The organism is Streptomyces montanus, from assembly GCF_005786655.1.
In the GTDB taxonomy this organism is placed as follows: domain Bacteria; phylum Actinomycetota; class Actinomycetes; order Streptomycetales; family Streptomycetaceae; genus Streptomyces; species Streptomyces sporangiiformans.
The window spans coordinates 120,526-141,697 of sequence record NZ_VBZC01000016.1; the positions used below are offsets into that span (position 1 = coordinate 120,526).

The following is a 21,172-nucleotide window of genomic DNA, read 5'->3' on the forward strand; positions in this document are numbered from 1 at the left end:
CACATCTACTGGCTCTTACTGGCTCTCGCTCGTGGACTCGCCCTTCGGGAACGTCACCTCCACGCGGCGGTTCTTGCGGCGGCCCTGCTCCGATGTGTTGTCGGCGATGGGGTAGTCCTCGCTGTAGCCGCGTACCTGGAAGGTGACGTCCGAGCCGAGGCCGGCGGCGGCGAGCTGCTCGTGGACGGCCTCGGCGCGGTTCTTGGAGAGGGTGAGGCCGTGGGCGTACGAGCCGAGGTTGTCAGTGAAGCCGAAGACGCGGACGTTCCTGGCGTTCTGCGCCTTGATCTCCTCCGCGATCGTCTGGATGCGTGCGCGTGCCTCCGGGTTCAGTTTCGAGCTGTCCTTCGGGAAGAGGACCTCCGCCTGGAGCGCGAACGTCACGTCCTCGTTCGTGTCCACCCTGCGCTCCTCTCCGCCGAGATCTTCGACCACCGACTTGATGTCCAGCACCTTGGCGGGCGCGAGCGTGGCGCCGTCGGCGAGCTTCAGGCCCGGGCTGTTCGCGTCGACTTCAGGGGGTGGGGAGGTGGTGACGCTGCCCGGGGGTGCGCTCGGGTCTTCGTCGTCCGCGTAGGCGGGGGTGAGGGGGGTCAGGAAGACGAGGGCGGTGAGGGTGGTTGCGGTGACGGTGGCTCGGCGGGTGAGGAGCATGGTCACTCGCCCTCGGAGAGTTCGACGGAGGCGGGGGGCATGGAGCCGACCTGGAAGGACACCTTGTTGGTGCCTTCGGGTGGAGCCGGGAACTGGGCGTACCAACTCGCGGTGTCACCTGGGCTGATCTGGCCGCTGAACTTCGTGCAGAGGCAACGGCCTGACGTGTCCCGAAGTACGAGGTACTTCTTCTTGCCCTCGTTGTCGACCAGGCTGGCGCCCGACAGGGACCCGCCGTTGGAACGCAACTCCCGCTCGTCACTGGCCCAGTTGGCACCGAGCCACGAGCGGTCGCCGTCGTTCTTCACGCTGCCCGAAACGGTGACGAACCCACCGGCGTCGCGTTCGGCGGAGGTGACCGTGACGGTGATGTCGCCGTCTTTGGCTGTCGCCAGCGGCTCACCAGACGGCGCCGCCGGTGACTCCTTGCCCTGCTTGTCCTCGCCCTCATCGCTCTTCGCAGGCGCCGACGATGACGAACCGGACTTGCCGTCGTCGTCGCCCCCACCGCAGCCGGCCACCGTGAGGACCAGCCCGGTCGTGATCGCCACCGCGGTCAGTGCCCTGCGGCCCTTCATGGTGTGCCGAAAGTTCATTGGTACGGCTTCCTTTCACTCGGCCAGATGCACAGAGAACAGCACGGACGCGTCGGGAAGGTCGTCCAAATCGAAATCTTCGGGGTCGATGTCAACGAGGTCGCCGTCGCAGTCGAGTTCGACGACGTCTTTGGGATCGTCGGGCACATCGAAGTCACAGCGGGGTTGAATGACGGCCGTGGCATGGGCCCGCGCGGTCTGCGACTCTGTGCCCGGGATGATCGAGTCCCCGACTGTGTAGTTCGTCTCGATCTCCACCCGGTATCCGGGGTAGTCGCCGTCCGACCAAGGTTGGAAGTCCCGAACGGTGGCGTCGTTCTCGGCGGCCAACTGATCGGCCGCGGCTGCGGCTCCGGCGCCGTCGAACCCTTCGGCGTAGAGCCAGTCCAGCCAGTTGTCGTCCTGACCGATGGCGGCTTCCAGACCCTCCATCAGCTCGTCCCGGGAGTCCTGCGCCGCGGCTAATGCCGCCGCATCCGCCGCGGATTGAGCACCGTTGCGAGCGGATGCCGCTTGGGCGAAGGCAAAGAATGCGAACGCAACAAAGAGCAGAATCCCCGTCATCCAGATGTAGATGGGGAGAGTCTGCCCTCTGTCGTCGCTACGCAGGCGGCTGCTGCTCAGCCGCCGATGACGTCGTTCACCGCGTCGCCGATCGCCCCGGAGATCAGCCCGTCGAGCCCTAGTTGGTCGATGAGCGTGAAGATCCCGGCGATCAGGATCATCAACCCCGCATACTCCACAAACCCCGCCCCACGGTCCCGATCCCGCCCCCGCATCCGACCGGACACGTCCCGGGCCCAGGCCCCGACGGCACGCTCCACGCCCACAGTCACCCTCAGCATCAAGTCCTTGGCCACCATGAGCCCTTCCTTCCCACCCAAGACCACCACCATCCCGCGCACCGTACGTGAGAAACCGCCTACTCCGGGTGGGTCCAGGGGCCCAACTTCCCGAGATTGGAGTCACCGGTTCCACCCCCCGTGAGCCGTACCCAGCCAGTGAGCGATCGCTTCGCTGCGCGAGGAACTGTGCATCTTTGCGAAGATGCGGTTGACGTGGTTCTTGACGGTCTTCTCGCTGATGAAGCACGTGGCGGCGATCTGCCGGTTGTTCATGCCGGCCGCGATGAGATCCATGACCTCCACCTCCCGTGAACTCAGTCCGAAGTCCCGTCGGTTGCGGTCGCGGCGGTGGAGCCCCGTCGCGTAGGCGGGTCGAGCCTTTGACGACTGTGCCACAGTCGATTGCAGCTGCGAAGAATTTTCGTCCGGTTCGTACGAAACGTTGAGCGCGTCAGAGATGGGTGGCGTAGCCGAGGGCGGTACAGATGACGTAGCGGACGAGGAGACGGCCGCCGCGGAGGGCGTGAAGGCCGGCCTTCCGTCGCTCAAGTCCCTTACCGCCGTGATCAGTTCGTCGACCGTGAACTCGCCGTGCACCAAGTAGCCGATCGCCCCCCGCCGCAACGCCTCGGCCACCACCTCGGGCTCACGGCTGTACGTCAGCATCATCACGGGTGCCAGGCGGGCCAGGGAGGGCAGGGCGGTCAGGCCGTCCGTGCCCGGCATCCGTACGTCCAGGACGACGACGTCCGGGCGGAGGCGCGTCGCGTGCGTGACCGCCTCCGCGCCGTTCGCCGCCTGTGCGACGACACGGATGTCCGGGTGCGCGCCGAGCAGGGCTGCGAGGCCTGCCCGTACGACCGGGTTGTCGTCGGCCACGAGCACGCGCAGGGGCGGGCCGGGTTGTGCCTGGTCAGGCATGTGCGGCCTCCTCTTGGGGGGTGTTCGACGTGTTCGACGTGTTCGTCATGGAGTGTGACGACTTTCGGGGAAGTGTCACGCTTCGCATCGGAAGGTACACGCTGATCTCCGTGCCTCCGTGCGCGCCTCGGCGCGCACGGAGCCGCGCGCCGATCGACGCCGCCCGCTCCGCCATGCCGAGCAGTCCGAAGTGGCCGCTCTTCGCGAGGTGTTGTACGTCGTCGAGGGTGGCGTCCAGGCCGGTTCCGTCGTCCCGCACCGTCAGACGAAGGTGGGAGTGGTGGGAGTGGGAGTGGTCCGTGTCGAGGGCGAGTTCGACGTGCACTCTGGTCGCCTGCGCGTGGCGGTGCGTGTTCTCCAGGGCCTCCGAGACGATCGCGAGGAGCTGGTGGGCCGCGTCGAAAGGTACGGATAGGGCGCCGCTCTCGTGCGCCTCCTGTCGTAGCGTCGCCGCGATGCCCGTACGCGACGCGAAGTCCTCCACACGGGCCGTCAGTTCCTCCACCAAGTCGGTCGGCGGAGTCGTCAGCGCCTCGTGGCGGCGCAGGTCCGTCAGGAGGTCGCGGGATTCCGCCGCCGCGCGGCGGGCCGCGCTCGCCACCGCCGTGGCCTGGTCCTTCAGGGCGCGGGGGTCGGGATTCGGGTGGTCGGCGGAGGCCGCCAGGGCCTCCGCGGTCAGCGCCAAGCCGTGCAGCGTCTTCGCCACCGAATCGTGCATCTCGCGGGCGAGACGGGCCCGTTCGGACTCGACCGCCTCCGCCACGGCCAGCCGGGAGTTCGCCTCCGCGAGCGCCTGGCTGGCGGTGCCGAACTGGAACATCAGATTGCGCAGGGTCACACCGATGATGCCGGCCGCGACGCAGAAGCCGGCGACGAGGAGGGTGCTGGCGCCGGCGCCGGGGCGGTGTTCCCAGGCCCTGAACACGGTGAGCAGGACGACGAGTTGGAGTCCCGTGAAGACTCCGGAGCCGCGCCAGCCGTACAGCAGCCCGGAGAGGAGCGGGGTGCAGACGGCCGCGTACGCGAGCGGGGACGCCGGGGACGCGGTGAGCAGGAGTATCGCGCCGAAGACCAGGTCCACCGCCAGGAGGGTGGGGTGGGCGAGGAGGCGGGGGGCGAAGCGGTCCCAGTCCCTGAGCATGGCGTACGAGCCCATGACGCCCAGGACGGCTGCCGCGAGTACGCCGTAGCGGGGCGGGCCGTCCGCCGCGTTGGCCATCGCGAAGGGGGCGCCGATCGCGACGAGCGTCAGCCGGACCGCGAACGCCTGGCGGCACAGGGCCTGCAGGGCGTTGAGCTGGAGGCGGACGCTGCCGGGGACGGGGGCGTCGTCGGCGAGGTAACCGGCGGCCGGGGCACCTCGACGTCCCGCGCGCACGCTCCCGCCCACACTCGCGGCAGCCGCGGCGGCGCCCCGTAACCTCCTCCTCAATCCCATCGTCAACGCCCCAGAATCGAGCCGTAGTTCGTCCCCGACCCCAGGAACATTCCCGTGGCGATGAGGATCATCGTGGCCGGGAGCATGAAGACGAGCGTGACCATCGTGGCCTTGGGGATCGTCTTCGCCGCCCGGCGACGGGAGTTCTGGGCGTCGGTGCGGCGCATGTCCGTGGCCAGCTGGATGAGCGTCTCCGCGATCGGAGAGCCCAGCTCCTCGCCCTGCTGCAGGGCCGACACGAACTGGGCGACCTGCTCGGACGAGTTGCGCTTGCGGAGTTCGTCGAAGGCCTGGCGGCGGCCGACGCCCATGTCCATCTGGCGGAGCGTGATGCGCAGTTCGTCCGCCCAGGGGCCCTCGTACCTCTCGGCCACCCGGTCCAGGGCCTGCCGGAAGCCGAGTCCGGCCGAGACCACGACCGCCAGGACGTCCAGGAAGTCCGGGAGGGTGCGGTCGATGACCTCCTTGCGTTCGCGGATGGCCTGCCAGATGAGGGCATCGGCGGCCAGCAGGCCGAAGCCCAGGGCCAGCAGGGCGAAGAGGAGCTGGCCGTTGGAGAAGAAGACGAAGAAGAGGACGACGCCGAAGACGCCGTACACGGCGCGGCGGGCCGCGTAACGGTTCAGGGTGAGTCCGCCGGGGTTGCCCGCCATGTCGATGCGGCGGCGCTTGGCGTCGACGCGGCGCGGGCCCATCAGGCGCAGGACGAGGGGCGCGAAGCGCATGCCGAGCCGGTCGACGGCGGAGTCGGCCTTCGAGACGCGGGTGGAGCCGACCTCCAGCGCGAGGGCCAGGTCGCCCGGGAGCTTGGCCTCCGCGCGGAGCATACGGATGCCGAGGAGGAAGCACACGACGGCGAGGCCCGTCAGTGCGGCGAGGAGCAAGGGCAGCAACGTCATCCCCTCCTCATACTTCGATCTTGCCGAGGCGGCGGATGACGAAGAAGCCGACCGTGTACAGGCCCATGGCGATGAGCACCAGGATCTGGCCCACCGGGGAGCCGGTCACGCGGGCCAGGGCGCCCTCGTTCGAGGAGTTGATCAGGAGGAGGGAGCCGAGGCCGAGGAGGGGAACCGTGAAGGCGGTCGCGTTGACCTCGGAGAGCATGGTGCGGACCTCGCGGCGGGTCTCCTTGCGGTCCTCCAGGGTCTGGGTGAGGTTCCGCAGGGAGTTGACGACTGAGCCGCCGGCCTTGTTGGACAGGACCAGCGTCGTGACCAGGACGACGAGTTCGCGGGAGGGGAGGCGTTCGGCGAGTTCGCCCAGGGTGTCGTCGATGGAGCGGCCGAGGCTCAGCTGGTCGGCGACCCGGGCGAGTTCCTCGCCCGCCGGGGCCTCCAGCTCCTCCGCGGCCATCGCCAGGGCCGTACGCAGGGCGAGGCCCGCGGCGGAGGCGTTGGCCAGGAGGCGGGCGACGTCCGGGAGTTGGTTGATGAAGGCCTCGATGCGCTTCTGGCGCTGCCAGTTGAGGAAGATCGCGGCGCCCCAGACGCCGATCGCGGCGGCGATGGGGCCGAAGAAGGGGGCCAGGGCGGCGGAGGCGATCAGCCACAGCGCCGCGACCACGGCGGCGACGTACGTGAAGAACTCGCCCGCCGTCACGTCGAGTCCCGTGGCCGACAGGCGGATCTGGATCGTGCGGCCCAGTCGGGTGTGGCGCAGGCGGCGGTCGACAGCCGCGAAACGGCGGGCGCGGCCCGCGGCCGTACGCAGCGGGCCGCCGCCGGCGAGGCGGTCGACGAGGGCCTGGCGCTGGGCGCGTCCGGACGCGTACGTGTGCACGCCCGCGACGGCGAGCGTGCCGCACAGGACGGTGGCGCCGAGGGCGAGCAGGGCTGGGTTGTTCATGGCGCGCACCTCCTGGGAGTGGGCGAGGGGGCGGGGGACGTCATCCGATGGCCTGCCTTGTGTGAAGTACGTCGATGGCCTCGGCCACGCTGAAGGAGGGCGGCAGCGGTTCGCCCGCGACGTACAGCTTCTCGGCGACCGGGCGCGGCAGCGGGAGGTGTTCGAAGTGGCCGTGGACGACGCGGTCGGGGCCTACGGGGCGGGGGACGAAGCGGGAGACGGGCACGATGCGGAACTGTTCGCGGCCGTGCGAGATCAGCAGGGCGATCTCCGCGACCTTGCGGGAGCCGTCGCCGTGGCGGGCGAGCTGGACGACCACGTCGACCGCGGAGTTGATCTGGTCCTTCAGTGCCTCGAAGGGGATCTGGACCTCGGACATCGAGCCGAGGGTCTGCAGGCGCATCAGCGCGTCCTCGGCGGAGTTCGAGTGCACGGTCGCGAGGGAGCCGTCGTGGCCGGTGGACATGGCCTGGAGCATGTCGAGGGTCTCGCCCCCACGCACCTCGCCGACGATGATGCGGTCGGGGCGCATACGCAGGGAGTTGCGGACGAGGTCGCGGATGGTGATCTGGCCCTTGCCCTCCACGTTCGGGGGGCGGGATTCGAGGCGGATCACGTGTTCCTGCTGAAGCTGGAGTTCGGCGGAGTCCTCGATGGTGATGATGCGCTCTTGGGACGGGATGAGCCCGGAGAGGGCGTTGAGCAGGGTCGTCTTGCCGGTGCCGGTACCGCCGCTGACGATGACGTTGAAGCGGGCCCGGACGAACGCGGCGAGCAGCATGAGCATCTGCTCGTCCAACGACCCCAGGCCGATCAGCTCCGGCAGGGTGTAGGCGCGGGGGAAGCGGCGGATCGTGAGGGTCGGGCCGGTGAGGGCGAGCGGGGGGATGATGACGTTGACGCGTTCGCCGGTGGGGAGGCGGGCGTCGACCATGGGGTTCGACTCGTCGACGCGCCGGTTGACGGTCGAGACGATGCGCTCGATGGTCTGCATGAGCTGCTCGTTGGAGGCGAACCGCAGGGGAAGCTGCTCAACGCGCCCGGACCGCTCCACGAAGATGGAGTCCGGCCCGTTGACCATGATCTCGGTGATGGACGCGTCGGCGAGCAGGGGCTCGAGCACACCGAGCCCGAGAGCCTCGTCGACGACGCGCCGGATGAGCTGCGAGCGCTCGGAGGAGGAGAGGACGGGCCCCTCCCGGCTGATGATGTGCCCGAGCACACGCTCCAGCCGCACGCGCCGTTCGGCGGCCGCGAGGCTGGACATCTCGGCCAGGTCGATCTCTTCGAGCAGCTTGGCACGGTAGACGGCGACGAGGTGTCCGTCCTCGCGACCGGCTCCCCCCTCTTCGGGGGCGGCGATACGGGCCCTGAGGCTCATGTCTTCAACTCCCTTCCGGGGGTCGGTGATTCAGCACGGGTTCAGTCGTCATCGTCATTGGGCATGGTCGCGCGGCGGACGACTTGCCAGTCGAACTCCGCGAACGGGATGAGGACGGGTACGTCCACGGTCACGGTGGCGGTGGTGGTGTCGCCGCCCCCATTGGGTGCGGATACGTTCGCGTCCAGCCAGTCGCTCATCGCGGCATACCCCGCCGCCTCTCCGCCCCCAGGCTCCTGCGAGGCGACCCTCGCCGCGGCCCGCGCCCCGGAACCGGCCTGGTTGATCGCGTACCCGACGAGCCCGAGCTGGATGGCGGCCATCCCGATGATGAGGAGGATGGGCAGAAACCCGGCGAACTCCAGCATGGAGACGCCTCGGTCGCCCCAGCGAGTCGCTCCGCGGGATGTGCGGGTCTTACGGGCTTGGCGGGTTCGGCGCGGTGGGGAAGGTGCGGGTTGTTCGTGGCTGGTCGCGCAGTTCCCCGCGCCCCTTACGGGACGCGCCCCCGGTGGGGCCGGGCAACGCGATGGACGTACCCGGGGGCTCATTGCGCGTCCCCTTCCGTTGCCGCGCCTGCTTCGCCGATGACCTGCCAGCCCGCGTCGAAGCCCGGGAAGAAGAGCGGGACTTGGGCGGTGACGTTGGCCTTCCAGACGTCCCCCGCCTTCTGGCAGGTGATCGCCGCGTCCTGCCAGGAGGCGGGGAGGTGCTCCTTGCCTGCCGAGGCGCAGGCGGCACCCGCACCCGTGCCGGAGGCGGCGGCCGCCGTGGCCGCCCGCGCCGCCTCGTCCGCCGCGTTGCCCGCCAGGGAGTACGTGTAGCCGTACAGGACGCACTGCCACAGGATCGTCATCACGACCAGCAGCAGCGGGAACATGCCCGCGAATTCGAGGGTGACCGCGCCCCGGTCGCCGCCGCCCTTGCGGCGGAGGCTGAGGGCTCCCCGGTCCGGGGACGACTTGCGGCGCCTGCCGCCGCTCTCCTGGGCGGCGACCAGTCCCAGCTCGCCCGCCAGCGCCCACAGCGCCTGCTTGACCGTGGACCGCGCGTCCAGGTCCTGGAGGCGGCCCGCGTCGACCACCGACTGGAGTTCCTTGAAGGAGGCGGGCACCGCGGAGCGGGCGACCTTCGTGCCGGTGACCCGTTCGACCAGGGACGGCTGTATCTCCGTACCGCGCGAGAAGCGGTTGACGACGGTCAGGGTCTCCTCGGCCTTGCGGATCTGCAGGCGGTCCCACATGCGGACCATGCGCTTGGCGGCGCGGACGGCGACGACGTCCGGGGTGACGAGGAGGAGGGCCTGGTCGGCGAGTTCGATGGCGGCCGCGGTGGCCGAGTTCATCTGGCAGCCGCAGTCGACGACCACGACCTCGTAGCGGGAGCGCAAGGCGTTCAGGACGTGGCGGGCGGCCCGGTCGGTGACCTCCTCACCGCGTTCGCCCTCGGCGGGGGCCAGCAGCAGCCCGAGCCCGGTGTCGTGGGTGTAGACCGCGTCCTGGAGGACGCGGGGGTTGATGTCGCTGATGCCGGCGAGGTCGGCCACGGAGCGGCGGAACTGCACGTCCAGGTACGACGCCACGTCCCCGGACTGGAGGTCCAGGTCCAGCAGCGCCACCGTACGCCCCGACGCCCGTGCCGCCAGGGCGATTTGGACGGCGGTGACCGTCGCGCCCACGCCGCCCTTGGCTCCGGTCACGGTAACGACGGTGCCGCCGGGCCCCGCGTACAACTCCGGCGTACCGCTGCCGAGATGGCGCCGCATGCCCAGGGACCAGGCCGCGGCCGCCTGGACGCGTTCGGCGAGGGCGTCGTAGCCGAGGGGCAGGCCGATGATGCCGCGGGCGCCGGAGTCCATCGCCGCGGTCAGCACGCTCGTGCTGGTGTCGGCGGTGATGAGGACGACCCCGACAGCCGGGAACCGCATCACCACGTCGCGGACGACGTCGAGCGCGGGCACCGGACCGATCCGCTCGTGGACCAGGACGACCTCGGGCAGCTCGTCCAGGGACTCCGCCGCGAGCCGCGCCAGGGTGTCCAGGAGGGCCGTGGTGTCCGGGACGGGCGCGGCGGGTTCGGCGTCGGGCAGCTGGCTCAGCAGTGTGGTGAGGGCGCGGGCCGAGTCGATGTCGCCGACGGCCGGCAGGATGCGGATGGTCATCGGCACACCTTCGTGGACGCCTTGGTGAGGGCCTTCGTGAGGGCTGAGCGCATCACGGCCTCCTACTTGTCCTCGTCGAGGGTGTACGTGCGGTCGCCGGGTGCGACGGCGGTGTCGGATCCGCCCGCGACCAGGGCGAGGCGCACATGGGTCGCGAACGACTCGGCGTACGCGACCCGTTGGGCGTCGGCGGTGTCGAGGGCGAAGGTGATCGGAACCGCCTCGGTCGCGGTGCGGCGGCGGTCGTCGCTGTTCTGGGAGGGGTCCAGCGCGGTCAGCTTGCCGACGTCGATCACCTCGGCGTTCTCGACGATGACCTTCGACTGGTCCTTGCCGTTGTCGTTCTCGGCCTGGAACGTGGCGTAGATGTTGACCCGCGAACCCGGGTTGATCTTCCCCGCCACACCGGTCGCCGCGTCGATCATGATGGCGATCTCCTGCTGGCCCGCCTTCAGCGCGGGCCGGTCCACGATCATGTCGGTCTGGAGCAGCGAGCCCTTCTCCAGCCGGGTGACGGCTATCTTTCCGCGGATCTGGGAGAGGTTGGTGACCGCGGTCGACGACAGCCACCGCTCGGGCATCGAGACCTTCTCGAACTGGTCGGCCGTCAGCTCCCGATAGGGCGCGACGTCGCTCTTCAGGCGGTACGCCGCGACCTCCGGGCCGACCTTCGAGTTCACGTCGCGGATCACCGAGAGGACTCCGGCGAAGGCGCCCAGGGCGCACAGGACCGAAAGGACCAGCAGGATGACGCCGCGGCGCTGGCGTGAGTTCATGGCGCGGACAACCTCGATCGGGGGCGGGGACAGCGGGGGTCGAGCGGTCGTACCTGGTGCTCAGCGGTCGTATCTGGTGCTCAGCGGTCGTACCTGGTGCTCGGTCGTGCGGGGTGTGCGAGTCGTTTCCGTTGTTCAGCTGTACGTACGTGACTTACGCGGTGCCTGGGGGCAAGGCACGTACAGAAGAAACTGCCCGTACGGTGGCGGTCGGAAGCTCCGGTGGCGGAGGCAAAGGCGCCGCACAGAAACCGCAGCGGTCGCCGATGAGTTCCAGACCGCACCAGTGGCACTCCTCGCGCCGTACGGACGAGACCAGTTGGTAGAGCACGGACACGTCGTGCAGACCCGCGGCGAACTCGGCGACCTTGCCCGTGCCCCACCAGCGCGCGGACTCGGCGGGCAGCGGCACGGTGGCGACGCCCTGCACGCGCCAGGCGGGAGCGAGGGTCGCGGTGAGCCAGTCGCCGGGCAGCTGCCCGGACGCGACGAGCATCCGCGTGCCGAACTCGGGCCCGGCCAGCTCCTCCTGTCCGCCCTGGCGGCCCTGCCCGCCCTGCCCGAGGCGCACCAGCTGGGGCCGCGGATTGGCCAGTACGGCGAACTGGGCGCCCGGCACCCATGACTTGGCGTGGGATTTGAGGGAGACCGGCACCCGGTCGAGCTTGGCGACCGAGCCGAGCACCGCACCCGCGTAGATGTAGTGGGCGAGCAGCCGCGCGGAGGAGGCCAGCACTCCGGGGCTGAAGTCGCAGACGGACAGCTGGCGCAATTGCTGGGCGAGCAGGGCGAGTCCGAGCGGCGGCAGGTCGACGCCGAGCAGGGCGATGCGGTCGCTCTCCAGGACGGAGCGGACGGCGTGCAGGCGTCGGGTGACGTCGGCGGGGGTGGAGGCCGGGTATAACGCGATCACGTATCCGTGCTGCTCGATGAGCGCGTGCATCCCGGTGAGGGAGTTCTCGAGGTTTTCGAGGGGCTGGACGGCGGCGGGCGGTGTCTGCCGGTCCTGCGGTGGGAGCACCAGATCGGAACTGGTGACGGCTATCGCGGTCGGCACGCTGCACACCACCCCGTTCACTGCGGCGGGGTGGTCGACCACCGCCTCAGATCGCCCCTGTGACGTCCTCTTGCTCTTGCTTGGAGCACCTTATCCACGGCTTGCCCCGCTCAACACCGAATCTCCGAGATCAACTCACCGAAGGTGGAGCCTTGATCCACACAGAGTAAGGCGCATATGCCTCAACTCGGTTATCCCATAGGGCGGTTGAAGTCGAACGAGAGGTCTTGACAACCCTATTGGTCTGGACCAGCTTGTACGTCCAGCGGTGGCCACCGTTCCCCTTCCCACCCCCCACCGGAGGCCGAAGTGAACCGCGTACCAGGCATGCCCGAACGCCCCGGAAGACCCGAGCGGTCCGAGCGACCCGAGCGACCCGAGCGACCCGAGCGACGCAGACGAACGCGCCGGGCATGGGCCGGAGCCCTCGCCGCCGTGCTCACCGCGTCCGCCCTCACCCTCACCGGCCTGGCCGGCCAGGCGTCGGCGGCGGACGTCAACAACGCCAAGAACGCCGGCTACGAGTCGGGCCTCACCGACTGGACGTGTTCGGCGGGCAGCGGCGCCACCGTCTCCGCGCCGGTGCACGGCGGCGCCTCCGCCCTGGAGGCCACGCCGAGCGGCCAGGACAACGCCAGGTGCGTCCAGACCGTCGCGGTACGGCCCAACTCGACGTACACGCTGAGCGCGTGGGTGCGGGGCGGGTACGCGTATCTGGGCGCGAGCGGCACGGGTACGACGGACGTCTCGACCTGGACCCCCGACTCCTCCTCCTGGAAGCAGCTGACGACCCGCTTCACGACCGGGGCGTCGACGACGTCGGTGACGATCTACACGCACGGCTGGTACGCACAGACGGCGTACTACGCGGACGACGTGTCCGTGTTCGGCCCCGACGGCGGCGGAAGCGGCGACCCGTCCCCCACCATCCCCTCCGCGCCCGCCGGCCTGAAGGTCGCGTCCACGACCTCCTCGTCGGTCTCGCTCGCCTGGAACGCGGTGGCGGGCGCGACGGGCTACCAGATCTACCGCAACGGCACGAAGGCGCTCGCGGTGACCGGCACTTCGGCGACGATCTCCGGTCTGGCGGCCTCGACCTCGTACTCCTTCCAGGTCACCGCGACCAACGCGGCGGGTGAGTCGGCGAAGTCGGCGGCCGTGACCGGGACGACGACGGCTCCGCCGGGCGGGGGCGGGGGCACAGCCCTGCCCAAGCACGCCGTGACCGGCTACTGGCAGAACTTCAACAACGGCGCGACGGTCCAGAGGATCTCCGACGTCCCGTCCCCGTACGACATCATCGCGGTGGCTTTCGCGGATGCCACGTCGACGCCGGGCGCGGTCACCTTCAACCTCGACTCGGCCGGGCTCGGCGGCTACACGGTCGACCAGTTCAAGGCGGACATCAGGGCCAAGCAGGCGGCGGGCAAGAAGGTGATCGTCTCGGTCGGCGGCGAACGCGGCGCGGTGTCCGTCAACGACGCGACCTCGGCGACGAACTTCGCGAACTCCGTGTATTCGCTGATGCAGACGTACGGCTTCGACGGCGTCGACATCGACCTGGAGAACGGCCTCAACGCGACGTACATGACGCAGGCGCTCCGCTCCCTGTCCTCGAAGGCCGGCGCGTCACTGATCATCACCATGGCACCGCAGACGATCGACATGCAGTCGACGTCCAACTCCTACTTCCAGACGGCCCTGAACATCAAGGACATCCTCACGGTCGTCAACATGCAGTACTACAACAGCGGTTCGATGCTCGGATGCGACGGCAAGGTCTACAGCCAGGGCTCGGTGGACTTCCTCACGGCCCTGGCCTGCATCCAACTGCAGGGCGGCCTGGCCCCGTCCCAGGTGGGCCTCGGCCTCCCGGCCTCCACCCGCGGCGCGGGCAGCGGCTACGTCTCCCCCTCCGTGGTGAACAACGCCCTGGACTGCCTCGCCAAAGGCACGAACTGCGGCTCCTTCAAACCGCCGAGAACGTATCCCGACCTGCGCGGCGCGATGACGTGGTCGACGAACTGGGACGCGACGGCGGGCAACGCATGGTCGAACGCGGTGGGCCCACACGTCCACGCCCTGCCCGGTCGCGGAGCCGCGTTCACCGATTAGCGGCCAGCACTGCCGCGAGGCCCTCTTGCAGATCTTTGACGAAATACTCGGGAACCTCCAGCGACGGGAAATGCCCCCCGTATTCGGGCGACCCCCATCGGACGATCTGCCGGTACCGCTCCTGTGCCCAGGGGCGCGGACACTTCTCGACGTCGCGGGGATACATAGTGATTGCTGACGGGACGTCGACCCGAAGTTCGGGGTCCAGCGAGTTGTGGCTTTCGTAGTAGATGCGGGCCGACGATGCGCCGGTCCGCGTCAGCCAGTACAGGGTGACGTCGTCAAGAACCCTGTCTCGGGAAATCGTCTCGAACGGGCTGTCTTCGGTGTCTGACCACTCGGCGAACTTGTCGAGGATCCAGGCAAGAAGCCCGACCGGTGAGTCGACGAGCGAGTAGCCGATGGTCTGCGGTCGGGTCGCCTGCTGCTTCGCGTACGCCGCGCGGTGGCGCCAGAAATCGCGGGTTTCCTCGGTCCACTTGCGCTCGACCGCCGTCAGCCCGTCCGTTGTCAAACCGGGCGGTCCCTCCGCGAACGTGGTGTGGATGCCGAGAACGTGCGCCGGGAACCTGCCGGCGAGAACCGTGGTGATATTGCCTCCCCAGTCGCCGCCGTGGGCTGCGAACTTGCTGTAGCCGAGCCTTCCCATCAGTTCCACCCATGCGGCCGCGATCTTTTCGGTTCCCCACCCGGTGGTGGCCGGCTTGTCGCTGTAACCAAAGCCTGGCAGCGACGGAACCACGACGTGGAACGCCGGCGCGTCTGCATCTTTCGGATCTGCCAGCTCGTCCACCACATCGATGAACCGAGCAATGCTGTCTGGCCAGCCGTGCGTCATGAGCAGAGGAGTGGCATCCGCGCGCGCGGATCGGCGGTGCAGGAAGTGGATTCCCAGATCATCAATGGTCGTGCGGAACTGGCCGATCCGGTTGAGGCGCTCTTCGAAGGACCGCCAGTTGTACCCGGTGCGCCAGTAGTTCACGACATCGACGAGGTCGGCGAGAGGAACGCCCTGTTCCCATCGGCGAGGGTCGGGCGCGGCGCGATAGACCGTCTCAGCTTCCGGTAGCCGCGCCGCGGCCAGTCGCGCGCGCAGATCGTCGAGGTCGGCGTCAGTCGCGTGGGCTTCAAATGCTTGCACGTCGCCGGTTGGACGGGGCATGAGACCTCCTGGCCGTCGTGGAACCGGCTACGATCTGTCGCGAACCGGCTAAGACGGTTCTAACAGTTCTCCGAGCCATGCTGCAACCGGCTAAGGTGGTTCCATGCGTGCTGCGTTCCCTGACTTCCGCCTCGGCAACGTGCTGGCGACCAGCTTCACGGGGACTCTGTCGGAGCGTCATGGCGACCCTGTGGAGCGCATTCCCACGCCGCACCGACTCATCGACTGGCTGGCAGTGAACGGCCTCGCCGTGGACTCCTGCACCACCGCCCAGCTCGACCTCGCTCGGGAACTGAGGGAGTCGATTCACGCCGCCGCGACAGCGGCCGCGCTCCAGGACGCTCTCCCTGCGTCTGCTGTCCAAGTCATCAATGACTGCAGCGCTCAGGGCCGGGCCGCGGCGATCCTCACGCCCGAGGGTAAGCGGCGATGGCGGCTCAGCTCGGCTTCCTGCGTGGAAGATGCCCTCAGCGTGATCGCCGCCGACGCGATCAGCATCATCGCAGGCGAACGGGACGGAAAATTGGCCTTGTGCGCATCACCAACCTGCCAAGCCGCCTTCTTCGACACCAGCCAAAGCCGCACTCGCAAATGGTGCGAGATGAACACGTGTGGGAATCGTCAGAAGAAAGCGCGCTTCAATGCCAACCAGCGCAAAAACCCCAGATCAGCGGAGTGATCGTTACCTCGGTACATCCAAGTGGGCCCCACGCCTGCGACACATCTGTCGCTGTCCAAGACGCCGATGCGTACGACTCCGGCGTGGGCGCGGAGTCAAAACGAACGGGATCTGCCGTGCCGCTCTGCGGTGCGGTCGCATCGGGACGATCAGCATGCGGTTGAAGCGTAAGGTGCAGGCGTGGATCCAGCTGATTTCTACACAGGCATCGTTGCGGAGTTATACGGGCCGCTGAAGTCCGTCACCCAAGATCCGGAGCCCTACGCGGCCTTTGTGCAAGAGGTCGGTTGTCCAGCTCTGGAACTGGGGTGCGGGGACGGCGATCCGCTGCTCGATCTGCGTCGGCGCGGTCTGGACGTCGAGGGCGTTGACGCCTCGGCGGACATGCTGGACCGATGCCGTCGCCGGGCGCGGGAGCAAGGCGTCGATGTCGTCGTCCATCACCAGCGTATGGAAGCCCTCGATCTGCCACGCCGGTATCGTGCGATCTTCCTTGCCGGGCCTACCTTCAACCTGCTTCCCGACGACTCCACCGCTCTGGCTGCCCTCCGCGGCATCCGCAACCACCTCGCCGTGGGCGGCACCGCCCTGGTGCCTGTGTTTGTCCCATCGCCCACACCTGCCGAACAGATCGGCCGGGTGCGCACCGCCACGGCGGACGACGGTGCTGAATTGCGTGTATCGGTGGTGTCCGAGGAGCGCAGCGATCCCACGCGGACGCAGACGACGGTGTTGCGCTACGAGCGGTACCGCGACGGCGAGAGCACCGTCGTGGACCGCCCCTGGGTACTTCACTGGTACACCCGCTCAGGATTCGAGGACCTTGCCGCAGCCGCCGGCCTGACCGCGGTTCCGGTCCCGGACACACCAGGCGCCACCCTCCTGCAATTCCGGCTGCAAGTCACTGGTTGAGTCACCACATCTCCGCCCAGTGTCACGGCAGCGCTCATGTGAGCCATACCAGTACACCGCGCGTGGAAACGTTCAGTGCCTGGATGCGCTCAACCGTCGGTGCCACGTTGCCGTGTTCGGCGTGAAGGGCACGGAGCCCATCGGCAGTGCGGACGGTCGCACCATCAGCCCGAGCGGCTCCGCACCCTCGCCTGTAAACTGCGACTGCTCGAACCAGGCATACGTAGGTCGCCAACAGCCTGTGAGGAGCAGCCCGATGGGCGACATCACGTGGGAAGAACCGTTCTGCGGCGAGGGAGCCAGCTGCTTCCGCCTCGGTACCGATGCGTAGACTCGATGGTCATCTCATGTCGGCGGTCCGGGTGAGGGACGCCGAGGGGGTGCGGGCCCTGTTGGAAAAGGGCGCCGATCCGGATGCGGTGGACGGGGACGGGCTGCCGGGGCTGTGCGTGGCGGTGGCGGCGTACGACACGGCGGTCGCCGAAGTGCTGGTGGAGGGCGGCGCGGATCCTGACCGGGTCCTGCCGGACGGGACCACGCCGCTGTGGCGTGCCATTGACGGCGGCTCCCCGGCGGTCTTCTCGGCCGTGCTCGGCAAGGAGCCCCGGCTGCGGCTTCCGGAAGCCGCTCGAGAACGGCTGCTCGCGTTGGCTCGGAACTGGTACGAAGCGGGCGCGGCCGAGGAGTTGCGGCGCAGAACAGGCGCGCCGGGTCCCGCCGCGACGGTCCGGGTCGAGGACGACGAGTACCACTGGGTCGATCAGGTCTCGCTCGGCGGGCTCGTCACGCGGGCCGGGCACGGCGCCATCCTGACCTCTCTGGAGTGGGCCTTCCGCGTCCTGACACCCGTCGACGAACTGATCGCCCGCGCTGTCGGGCAGCATGACGAGGACCATGTGGACTGGTGGGCGGGCTGCTGGATCCTCAGCGAGCGTCGCAGCTTCGAGACCTGGTCGGCCGTGGTGGCCCATCGCCACCACCCTGCTTTGGCGCACCGCCGGTTCGTGGTGGATTACCTGCGGATACGGGGACTGCTGGGCAACGGCCCGCACTACGAGAAGAAGGCGAGCGAACTCCTGGCCGCCTGGGCGGCCGAGGAAACGGACAGCGGCATGCTCGCGAAGGTGCTCGACGCCTTCACCGAGTACGAGCATCCCGGCCAGGAGGACATCGGCCTCCGTTACGCCGGCCATCCCGACCCCCGGGTACGCCGCGAAGTGCCCTACGCCCTCTCCGCGGAAGACGTTCCCCTCTCTCCCGCCGCCAGGGCCGCGTTGCTCACCCTCACGCGTGACCAGAACCCCGAGGTGCGGATCAGGGCGTGCACGGTGGGCATGCGGGACGACGAGCTCCTCCCGGAGATCACCCAGGCTCTGCTCCTCCTGACCGAGGATCAGGATGCCGACGTGCGGGGTGCGGCCGCGGCGGCACTGGCCGGCTCCCGGGACCGTTCGCCCGCGGTCGCCGATGCCTTGGCGGCGTTGCTGGACGACGACAACCAACTCGTACGCCTGGAGGCCGCCTACGGCCTGGCCCTGCGCGACGATCCGCGCGTCGATGGGGCGATCGAGCGGGTGGGGCCTCTCGGTGCTGGTTTCGAGCACGACCACCGGCTCAGCGCGCTCTGGAGCTGGAAGTTTCGCAAGGAAAACCCGACGGCTGAGTGACGACCGGCGTGACGGCGCTCCTAACCCGCCGGGCGGTAATACCCGAGCACGGAGGAGAGCTGCCCGAACCACTCCTGCAGCCGCTCGCGGCGCTTCGCGTCGACTCCGCACTCATACACGCTGCCGTCGACGTGGACCACGGCCACCATGAGGCCCCTGCCCGTGGCGCCGGGCTTGTAGTGGACGCTGCGGATCACGGGCCAGGGGAACTCGGCGTTCATTCCGTGGTTCTCGAACGAGACACCCTCGGCGTCCACGACGACGGCGTTGTGACGGTCGGCGGCGAGGAAGTCCGGGCCCTGGGCAGGCGGTTGCGGCGGGGTGGGGACGGGCGGGTACGGGGCGGCCTGCTGGGCGTACGGGTTCTGGGGAGCGTGCGGGGGCTGCTGGGCGTACGGGTTCTGCGGGGCGTACGACGGAGGAGGCGGGCCGAAGCCTTGTGGCGACTGGGAGCCGGGTCCGGGCTGCTGCATGTCCATCCCTCGCGTGACGATGTGCGCCGATCAGTGTGATGTGCCGATCGCAGATTACGTGCTCGTCACCTCGACGCGGGTGGCGCGGTCGGCAGGCCGGCCGGCCCCTCCTCCCGGACCGCAGGAGATCAGAAGAACTCCGACCACGGCTGGTCCCAGACCTGCTTCACGCACAGGACGACGAAGAGCAGGCCCGCGATCACCAGCATGACGTTGCTGAGGATGCCGTTGCGCCATTCCGCTGGCGTGCGCGAGGAGTTGAGGAGCCAGACGAGGGTGAGGGCGAGGAAGGGCATGAAGGCCGCGCCCAGGACGCCGTACAGGATGATCAGGCGGAAGGGCTGGCCCTGGAAGAGGAGGACGATCGGGGGGAAGGTCAGCCAGAGGAGGTAGGCGCGGAAGGGCCAGGACTTCTCGCGGGCGCCGGACGCCACTTCCTCGGCGGACGCGACCGGCTCGCCCGTCGCCCCGCGGCGCGCACGGTAGCGCTCTACGAAGTCCGCGAACATCAGGCTCACGCCGTGCCAGACGCCGATCAGCGAGGTGAAGGACGTGGCGAAGAAGCCGACGAGGAAGAATTTCGACGTCGCCGTGCCGTATTCGTCCGCCAGGATGTCCCCGAGCTGGATGAGGCCCTTGTCGCCACTCGCGATGGCCACGTTCGCCGAGTGGAGGAGCTCCGCGCCGACGAAGAGCATCGCGATGACGAAGATGCCGGTGGTGGCGTACGCGACGCGGTTGTCGAGGCGCATCACCTTCATCCAGCCGGTGTTCGTCCAGCCCTTCGCGTTGACCCAATAGCCGTACGCGGCAAGGGTGATGGTGCCGCCCACGCCGCCGATCAGGCCGAGGGTGTTGAGGACCGAGTCCTTCTCGTCGGGCAGGACGGGGAGCAGGCCCGCGAAGGCTTCGCCGATGTTCGGAGTGACACGGATCGCCAGGTAGACCGTGACCACGAACATCACGCCCACCAGCACCGTCATGACCTTCTCGAAGACGGCGTATTTGTTGAACCAGACGAAGACCAGGCCCACCAGGCCGGTCAGGACGGACCACCACTTGAGGTCCATGACGTCGGGAAAGAGGGCTTGGAGCGGCAGGCCGGACGACGACATCGCCGCCGCGCCGTAGACGAAACCCCAGATCACGACGTAGACGACGAAGAAGTACGTCGTCCAGCGGCCCAGGCTCGCCCAGCCGTCGAAGAGGGTGCGGCCGGTGGACAGGTGCCAGCGGCCGCACGCCTCGGCCAGGGAGATCTTGACAGCCATGCCGATCAAGAAAGCGTAAAGAGCGCGAAGGCACAAGAGGGCGTGCCGTGAAGGAAGTTGGTCGTACGCGTACCGCTGCGTGGCCTCTTTCGTGGGCTTCTTCTGTGCTAACGCGCGTACTGCATCCGGATCAGCGAACCGCCCGCCTCCCGGTCCCGGATGTCCACGTACGCGCAGACCTGGCGGGTCAGCCACAGGCCCTGGCCGGAGGGCCCGACCTCGGGTGCGGGCGGGACGAAACCGGCGAGCGGGTCGCCGATGCGGGCGGGGGTGCGCAGCTCGCAGACGCACGCGAGGCCCTCGCCCCACAACAGGGCCTCGGTGAGCGGGGACGCCGCCGCCTCGGCGAACAGCGCCGAGGCGACCGCCGTCGCGAACAACTCGGCGTCGGCGGGCCCGAGTCCGCGAGCCCTCGCCCGAGCCCGCTCGCTCAGGGTGCTCGCCTCGGGGGCGATGAGGCGCTCGGCGTCGGGCGGGGGCGGCGGCAGCGGAACGGTGTCCAACTCGCGGACGAGCCGGGCCGGTTCCTCGTACACCGGTGTGTCGGGGTGGGTGCGGCGCGCGACGTCGACGATGGCGTGGCCCGCGGTACGGGTGTCGTACGCGCACAGGGCCGTCACCGCGAACGGCGCGAACAGCAGGTTCGCGAGCGCCTCGTAGCGGATCCACTCCGTGGTCTCGCGCGCAGAACTGCCTGCGCGGCCCGCCCACTGAGGCTCCATCAGGAGGTGGATACGGCCGCCGGGTCCCGCCTCCGTGGCGAGGAAACCGGCGCCCTGGGCGATGGCGTTGGCCGCCGAGCCCGTGTACCACTCGGCGTGGGGTATGAAGCCGACGGCCTTGGCGTCCGGGCCGAGCGCCTCGCGCAGGAGGCCGAGCCGGATCGGGTCGGCGATGGCCACGGGCGGGGGTTCGCCGGACGCCGTGAGCCCCTCGGCGATGAAGGGCAGCGCGGCCGCGAGGAAATCGCCGTCCGACCCGAACACGGCCATACGATGGTCGAACGGCCTTTGGTTGTGGGCCTGTTGGGTGCTCACGCTTGCCTCGATCAGCCGGTCCTCGCTCGTCCTGCTCGTCTTGCCCATCTCGCTCGTCTTGCTCGCCTTGCTCGTCTTGCCCGTCTTGCGCAAACCGCCACTCTCCCCGCTGACGGGCCGCCCGTGCACCCGCCCGTCACACGCGCGGGTGCACCTTAAGGCCGGATCCGCGTAGAGGC

General features: G+C 69.1%; 21 protein-coding genes. 4 read left to right on the forward strand and 17 right to left on the reverse strand.

The window, feature by feature from the left end; genetic code table 11:
• Positions 1 to 15 precede the first annotated feature (15 nt).
• The 13 genes from FE633_RS16830 to FE633_RS16890 form a co-directional block, all read right to left on the reverse strand.
• Positions 16 to 654 (reverse strand): OmpA family protein, encoded by a 639-nt coding sequence (locus tag FE633_RS16830; protein WP_138045967.1) that lies wholly within the window; start codon positions 652 to 654, stop codon positions 16 to 18.
• A gap of 2 nt (positions 655 to 656) precedes the next feature.
• A complete protein-coding gene (locus FE633_RS16835) occupies positions 657 to 1,250 on the reverse strand; it encodes a DUF4352 domain-containing protein (protein WP_138045968.1) in 594 nt (197 codons plus the stop codon).
• Between the two features lie 15 nt (positions 1,251 to 1,265).
• Entirely contained in the window at positions 1,266 to 1,874 is a 609-nt protein-coding gene (locus tag FE633_RS16840) for a pilus assembly protein TadG-related protein (protein WP_281291204.1), read from the reverse strand.
• Positions 1,871 to 2,095 (reverse strand): hypothetical protein, encoded by a 225-nt coding sequence (locus tag FE633_RS16845; RefSeq protein ID WP_425473184.1) that lies wholly within the window; start codon positions 2,093 to 2,095, stop codon positions 1,871 to 1,873. Before FE633_RS16845 ends, FE633_RS16840 begins: the two co-directional genes overlap by 4 nt.
• Before the next feature lie 120 nt (positions 2,096 to 2,215).
• Positions 2,216 to 3,016 (reverse strand): response regulator, encoded by an 801-nt coding sequence (locus FE633_RS16850; RefSeq protein WP_138045970.1) that lies wholly within the window; start codon positions 3,014 to 3,016, stop codon positions 2,216 to 2,218.
• Positions 3,009 to 4,454, reverse strand: a complete 1,446-nt coding sequence (locus FE633_RS16855; protein ID WP_138045971.1) for a sensor histidine kinase — start codon at positions 4,452 to 4,454, stop codon at positions 3,009 to 3,011. The genes FE633_RS16850 and FE633_RS16855 overlap by 8 nt, the downstream gene beginning before the upstream one ends.
• 2 nt (positions 4,455 to 4,456) lie before the next feature.
• Positions 4,457 to 5,353: a DUF5936 domain-containing protein gene (locus FE633_RS16860; RefSeq protein WP_138045972.1), complete on the reverse strand. Its 897-nt coding sequence runs from the start codon at positions 5,351 to 5,353 to the stop codon at positions 4,457 to 4,459.
• Positions 5,354 to 5,360: 7 nt separating this feature from the next.
• On the reverse strand, positions 5,361 to 6,302 hold the full coding sequence (locus tag FE633_RS16865) for a type II secretion system F family protein (RefSeq protein WP_138045973.1): 942 nt from the start codon (positions 6,300 to 6,302) through the stop codon (positions 5,361 to 5,363).
• A 40-nt stretch (positions 6,303 to 6,342) separates the two neighbouring features.
• A complete protein-coding gene (locus tag FE633_RS16870; RefSeq protein WP_138045974.1) occupies positions 6,343 to 7,683 on the reverse strand; it encodes a TadA family conjugal transfer-associated ATPase in 1,341 nt (446 codons plus the stop codon).
• A gap of 41 nt (positions 7,684 to 7,724) precedes the next feature.
• Entirely contained in the window at positions 7,725 to 8,051 is a 327-nt protein-coding gene (locus tag FE633_RS16875) for a TadE/TadG family type IV pilus assembly protein (RefSeq protein ID WP_138045975.1), read from the reverse strand.
• 179 nt (positions 8,052 to 8,230) lie between these two features.
• A complete protein-coding gene (locus FE633_RS16880) occupies positions 8,231 to 9,844 on the reverse strand; it encodes a CpaE/TadZ family protein (RefSeq protein WP_138045976.1) in 1,614 nt (537 codons plus the stop codon).
• A gap of 62 nt (positions 9,845 to 9,906) precedes the next feature.
• Positions 9,907 to 10,620 (reverse strand): Flp pilus assembly protein CpaB, encoded by a 714-nt coding sequence (gene cpaB, locus FE633_RS16885; RefSeq protein WP_138045977.1) that lies wholly within the window; start codon positions 10,618 to 10,620, stop codon positions 9,907 to 9,909.
• A gap of 154 nt (positions 10,621 to 10,774) precedes the next feature.
• Positions 10,775 to 11,677 carry a hypothetical protein gene (locus FE633_RS16890; RefSeq protein WP_246113663.1) on the reverse strand — a complete coding sequence of 301 codons (903 nt, stop codon included), beginning with the start codon at positions 11,675 to 11,677 and terminating at the stop codon, positions 10,775 to 10,777.
• Between the two features lie 309 nt (positions 11,678 to 11,986).
• On the opposite strand from FE633_RS16890, the gene FE633_RS16895 reads away from it, so the two are divergent.
• Positions 11,987 to 13,792 carry a chitinase gene (locus tag FE633_RS16895; RefSeq protein WP_425473182.1) on the forward strand — a complete coding sequence of 602 codons (1,806 nt, stop codon included), beginning with the start codon at positions 11,987 to 11,989 and terminating at the stop codon, positions 13,790 to 13,792.
• Here the strand turns inward: FE633_RS16895 and FE633_RS16900 are convergent.
• A complete protein-coding gene (locus tag FE633_RS16900; RefSeq protein WP_138045978.1) occupies positions 13,782 to 14,954 on the reverse strand; it encodes an epoxide hydrolase family protein in 1,173 nt (390 codons plus the stop codon). The two genes, FE633_RS16895 and FE633_RS16900, sit on opposite strands and share 11 nt — an antisense overlap.
• 103 nt (positions 14,955 to 15,057) lie before the next feature.
• Between FE633_RS16900 and FE633_RS16905 the strand changes: the two genes are divergently transcribed.
• The 3 genes from FE633_RS16905 to FE633_RS16915 all read left to right on the forward strand — a co-directional run bounded on the left by FE633_RS16905 (position 15,058) and on the right by FE633_RS16915 (position 18,212).
• Positions 15,058 to 15,633 (forward strand): CGNR zinc finger domain-containing protein, encoded by a 576-nt coding sequence (locus FE633_RS16905; RefSeq protein ID WP_138045979.1) that lies wholly within the window; start codon positions 15,058 to 15,060, stop codon positions 15,631 to 15,633.
• A 180-nt stretch (positions 15,634 to 15,813) separates the two neighbouring features.
• Positions 15,814 to 16,545, forward strand: a complete 732-nt coding sequence (locus tag FE633_RS16910; RefSeq protein WP_138045980.1) for a class I SAM-dependent methyltransferase — start codon at positions 15,814 to 15,816, stop codon at positions 16,543 to 16,545.
• Between the two features lie 347 nt (positions 16,546 to 16,892).
• The gene (locus FE633_RS16915) at positions 16,893 to 18,212 is read left to right on the forward strand and encodes a HEAT repeat domain-containing protein (protein WP_246113665.1); all 1,320 of its coding nucleotides are present in this window, start codon (positions 16,893 to 16,895) and stop codon (positions 18,210 to 18,212) included.
• A gap of 20 nt (positions 18,213 to 18,232) precedes the next feature.
• Here the strand turns inward: FE633_RS16915 and FE633_RS16920 are convergent, their stop codons facing one another.
• From FE633_RS16920 to FE633_RS16930, 3 genes are all read right to left on the reverse strand, one after another.
• The gene (locus FE633_RS16920) at positions 18,233 to 18,685 is read right to left on the reverse strand and encodes a hypothetical protein (RefSeq protein WP_138045982.1); all 453 of its coding nucleotides are present in this window, start codon (positions 18,683 to 18,685) and stop codon (positions 18,233 to 18,235) included.
• A gap of 128 nt (positions 18,686 to 18,813) precedes the next feature.
• Positions 18,814 to 20,151: an Nramp family divalent metal transporter gene (locus FE633_RS16925; RefSeq protein WP_138045983.1), complete on the reverse strand. Its 1,338-nt coding sequence runs from the start codon at positions 20,149 to 20,151 to the stop codon at positions 18,814 to 18,816.
• On the reverse strand, positions 20,064 to 21,086 hold the full coding sequence (locus FE633_RS16930) for an MEDS domain-containing protein (RefSeq protein ID WP_246113666.1): 1,023 nt from the start codon (positions 21,084 to 21,086) through the stop codon (positions 20,064 to 20,066). Before FE633_RS16930 ends, FE633_RS16925 begins: the two co-directional genes overlap by 88 nt.
• Positions 21,087 to 21,172 lie beyond the last annotated feature (86 nt).

Excerpts from the sequence above, each read along its gene's own strand:
- FE633_RS16830 (WP_138045967.1), bottom strand. The coding sequence starts at position 654 with ATGCTCCTCACCCGCCGAGCCACCGTCACCGCAACCACCCTCACCGCC.
- FE633_RS16835 (WP_138045968.1), bottom strand. The coding sequence starts at position 1,250 with ATGAACTTTCGGCACACCATGAAGGGCCGCAGGGCACTGACCGCGGTG.
- FE633_RS16845 (WP_425473184.1), bottom strand. The coding sequence starts at position 2,095 with ATGCTGAGGGTGACTGTGGGCGTGGAGCGTGCCGTCGGGGCCTGGGCC.
- FE633_RS16850 (WP_138045970.1), bottom strand. The coding sequence starts at position 3,016 with ATGCCTGACCAGGCACAACCCGGCCCGCCCCTGCGCGTGCTCGTGGCC.
- FE633_RS16855 (WP_138045971.1), bottom strand. The coding sequence starts at position 4,454 with ATGGGATTGAGGAGGAGGTTACGGGGCGCCGCCGCGGCTGCCGCGAGT.
- FE633_RS16860 (WP_138045972.1), bottom strand. The coding sequence starts at position 5,353 with ATGACGTTGCTGCCCTTGCTCCTCGCCGCACTGACGGGCCTCGCCGTC.
- FE633_RS16865 (WP_138045973.1), bottom strand. The coding sequence starts at position 6,302 with ATGAACAACCCAGCCCTGCTCGCCCTCGGCGCCACCGTCCTGTGCGGC.
- FE633_RS16870 (WP_138045974.1), bottom strand. The coding sequence starts at position 7,683 with ATGAGCCTCAGGGCCCGTATCGCCGCCCCCGAAGAGGGGGGAGCCGGT.
- FE633_RS16875 (WP_138045975.1), bottom strand. The coding sequence starts at position 8,051 with ATGCTGGAGTTCGCCGGGTTTCTGCCCATCCTCCTCATCATCGGGATG.
- FE633_RS16880 (WP_138045976.1), bottom strand. The coding sequence starts at position 9,844 with ATGACCATCCGCATCCTGCCGGCCGTCGGCGACATCGACTCGGCCCGC.
- cpaB (WP_138045977.1), bottom strand. The coding sequence starts at position 10,620 with ATGAACTCACGCCAGCGCCGCGGCGTCATCCTGCTGGTCCTTTCGGTC.
- FE633_RS16900 (WP_138045978.1), bottom strand. The coding sequence starts at position 14,954 with ATGCCCCGTCCAACCGGCGACGTGCAAGCATTTGAAGCCCACGCGACT.
- FE633_RS16905 (WP_138045979.1), top strand. The coding sequence starts at position 15,058 with ATGCGTGCTGCGTTCCCTGACTTCCGCCTCGGCAACGTGCTGGCGACC.
- FE633_RS16915 (WP_246113665.1), top strand. The coding sequence starts at position 16,893 with ATGTCGGCGGTCCGGGTGAGGGACGCCGAGGGGGTGCGGGCCCTGTTG.
- FE633_RS16920 (WP_138045982.1), bottom strand. The coding sequence starts at position 18,685 with ATGCAGCAGCCCGGACCCGGCTCCCAGTCGCCACAAGGCTTCGGCCCG.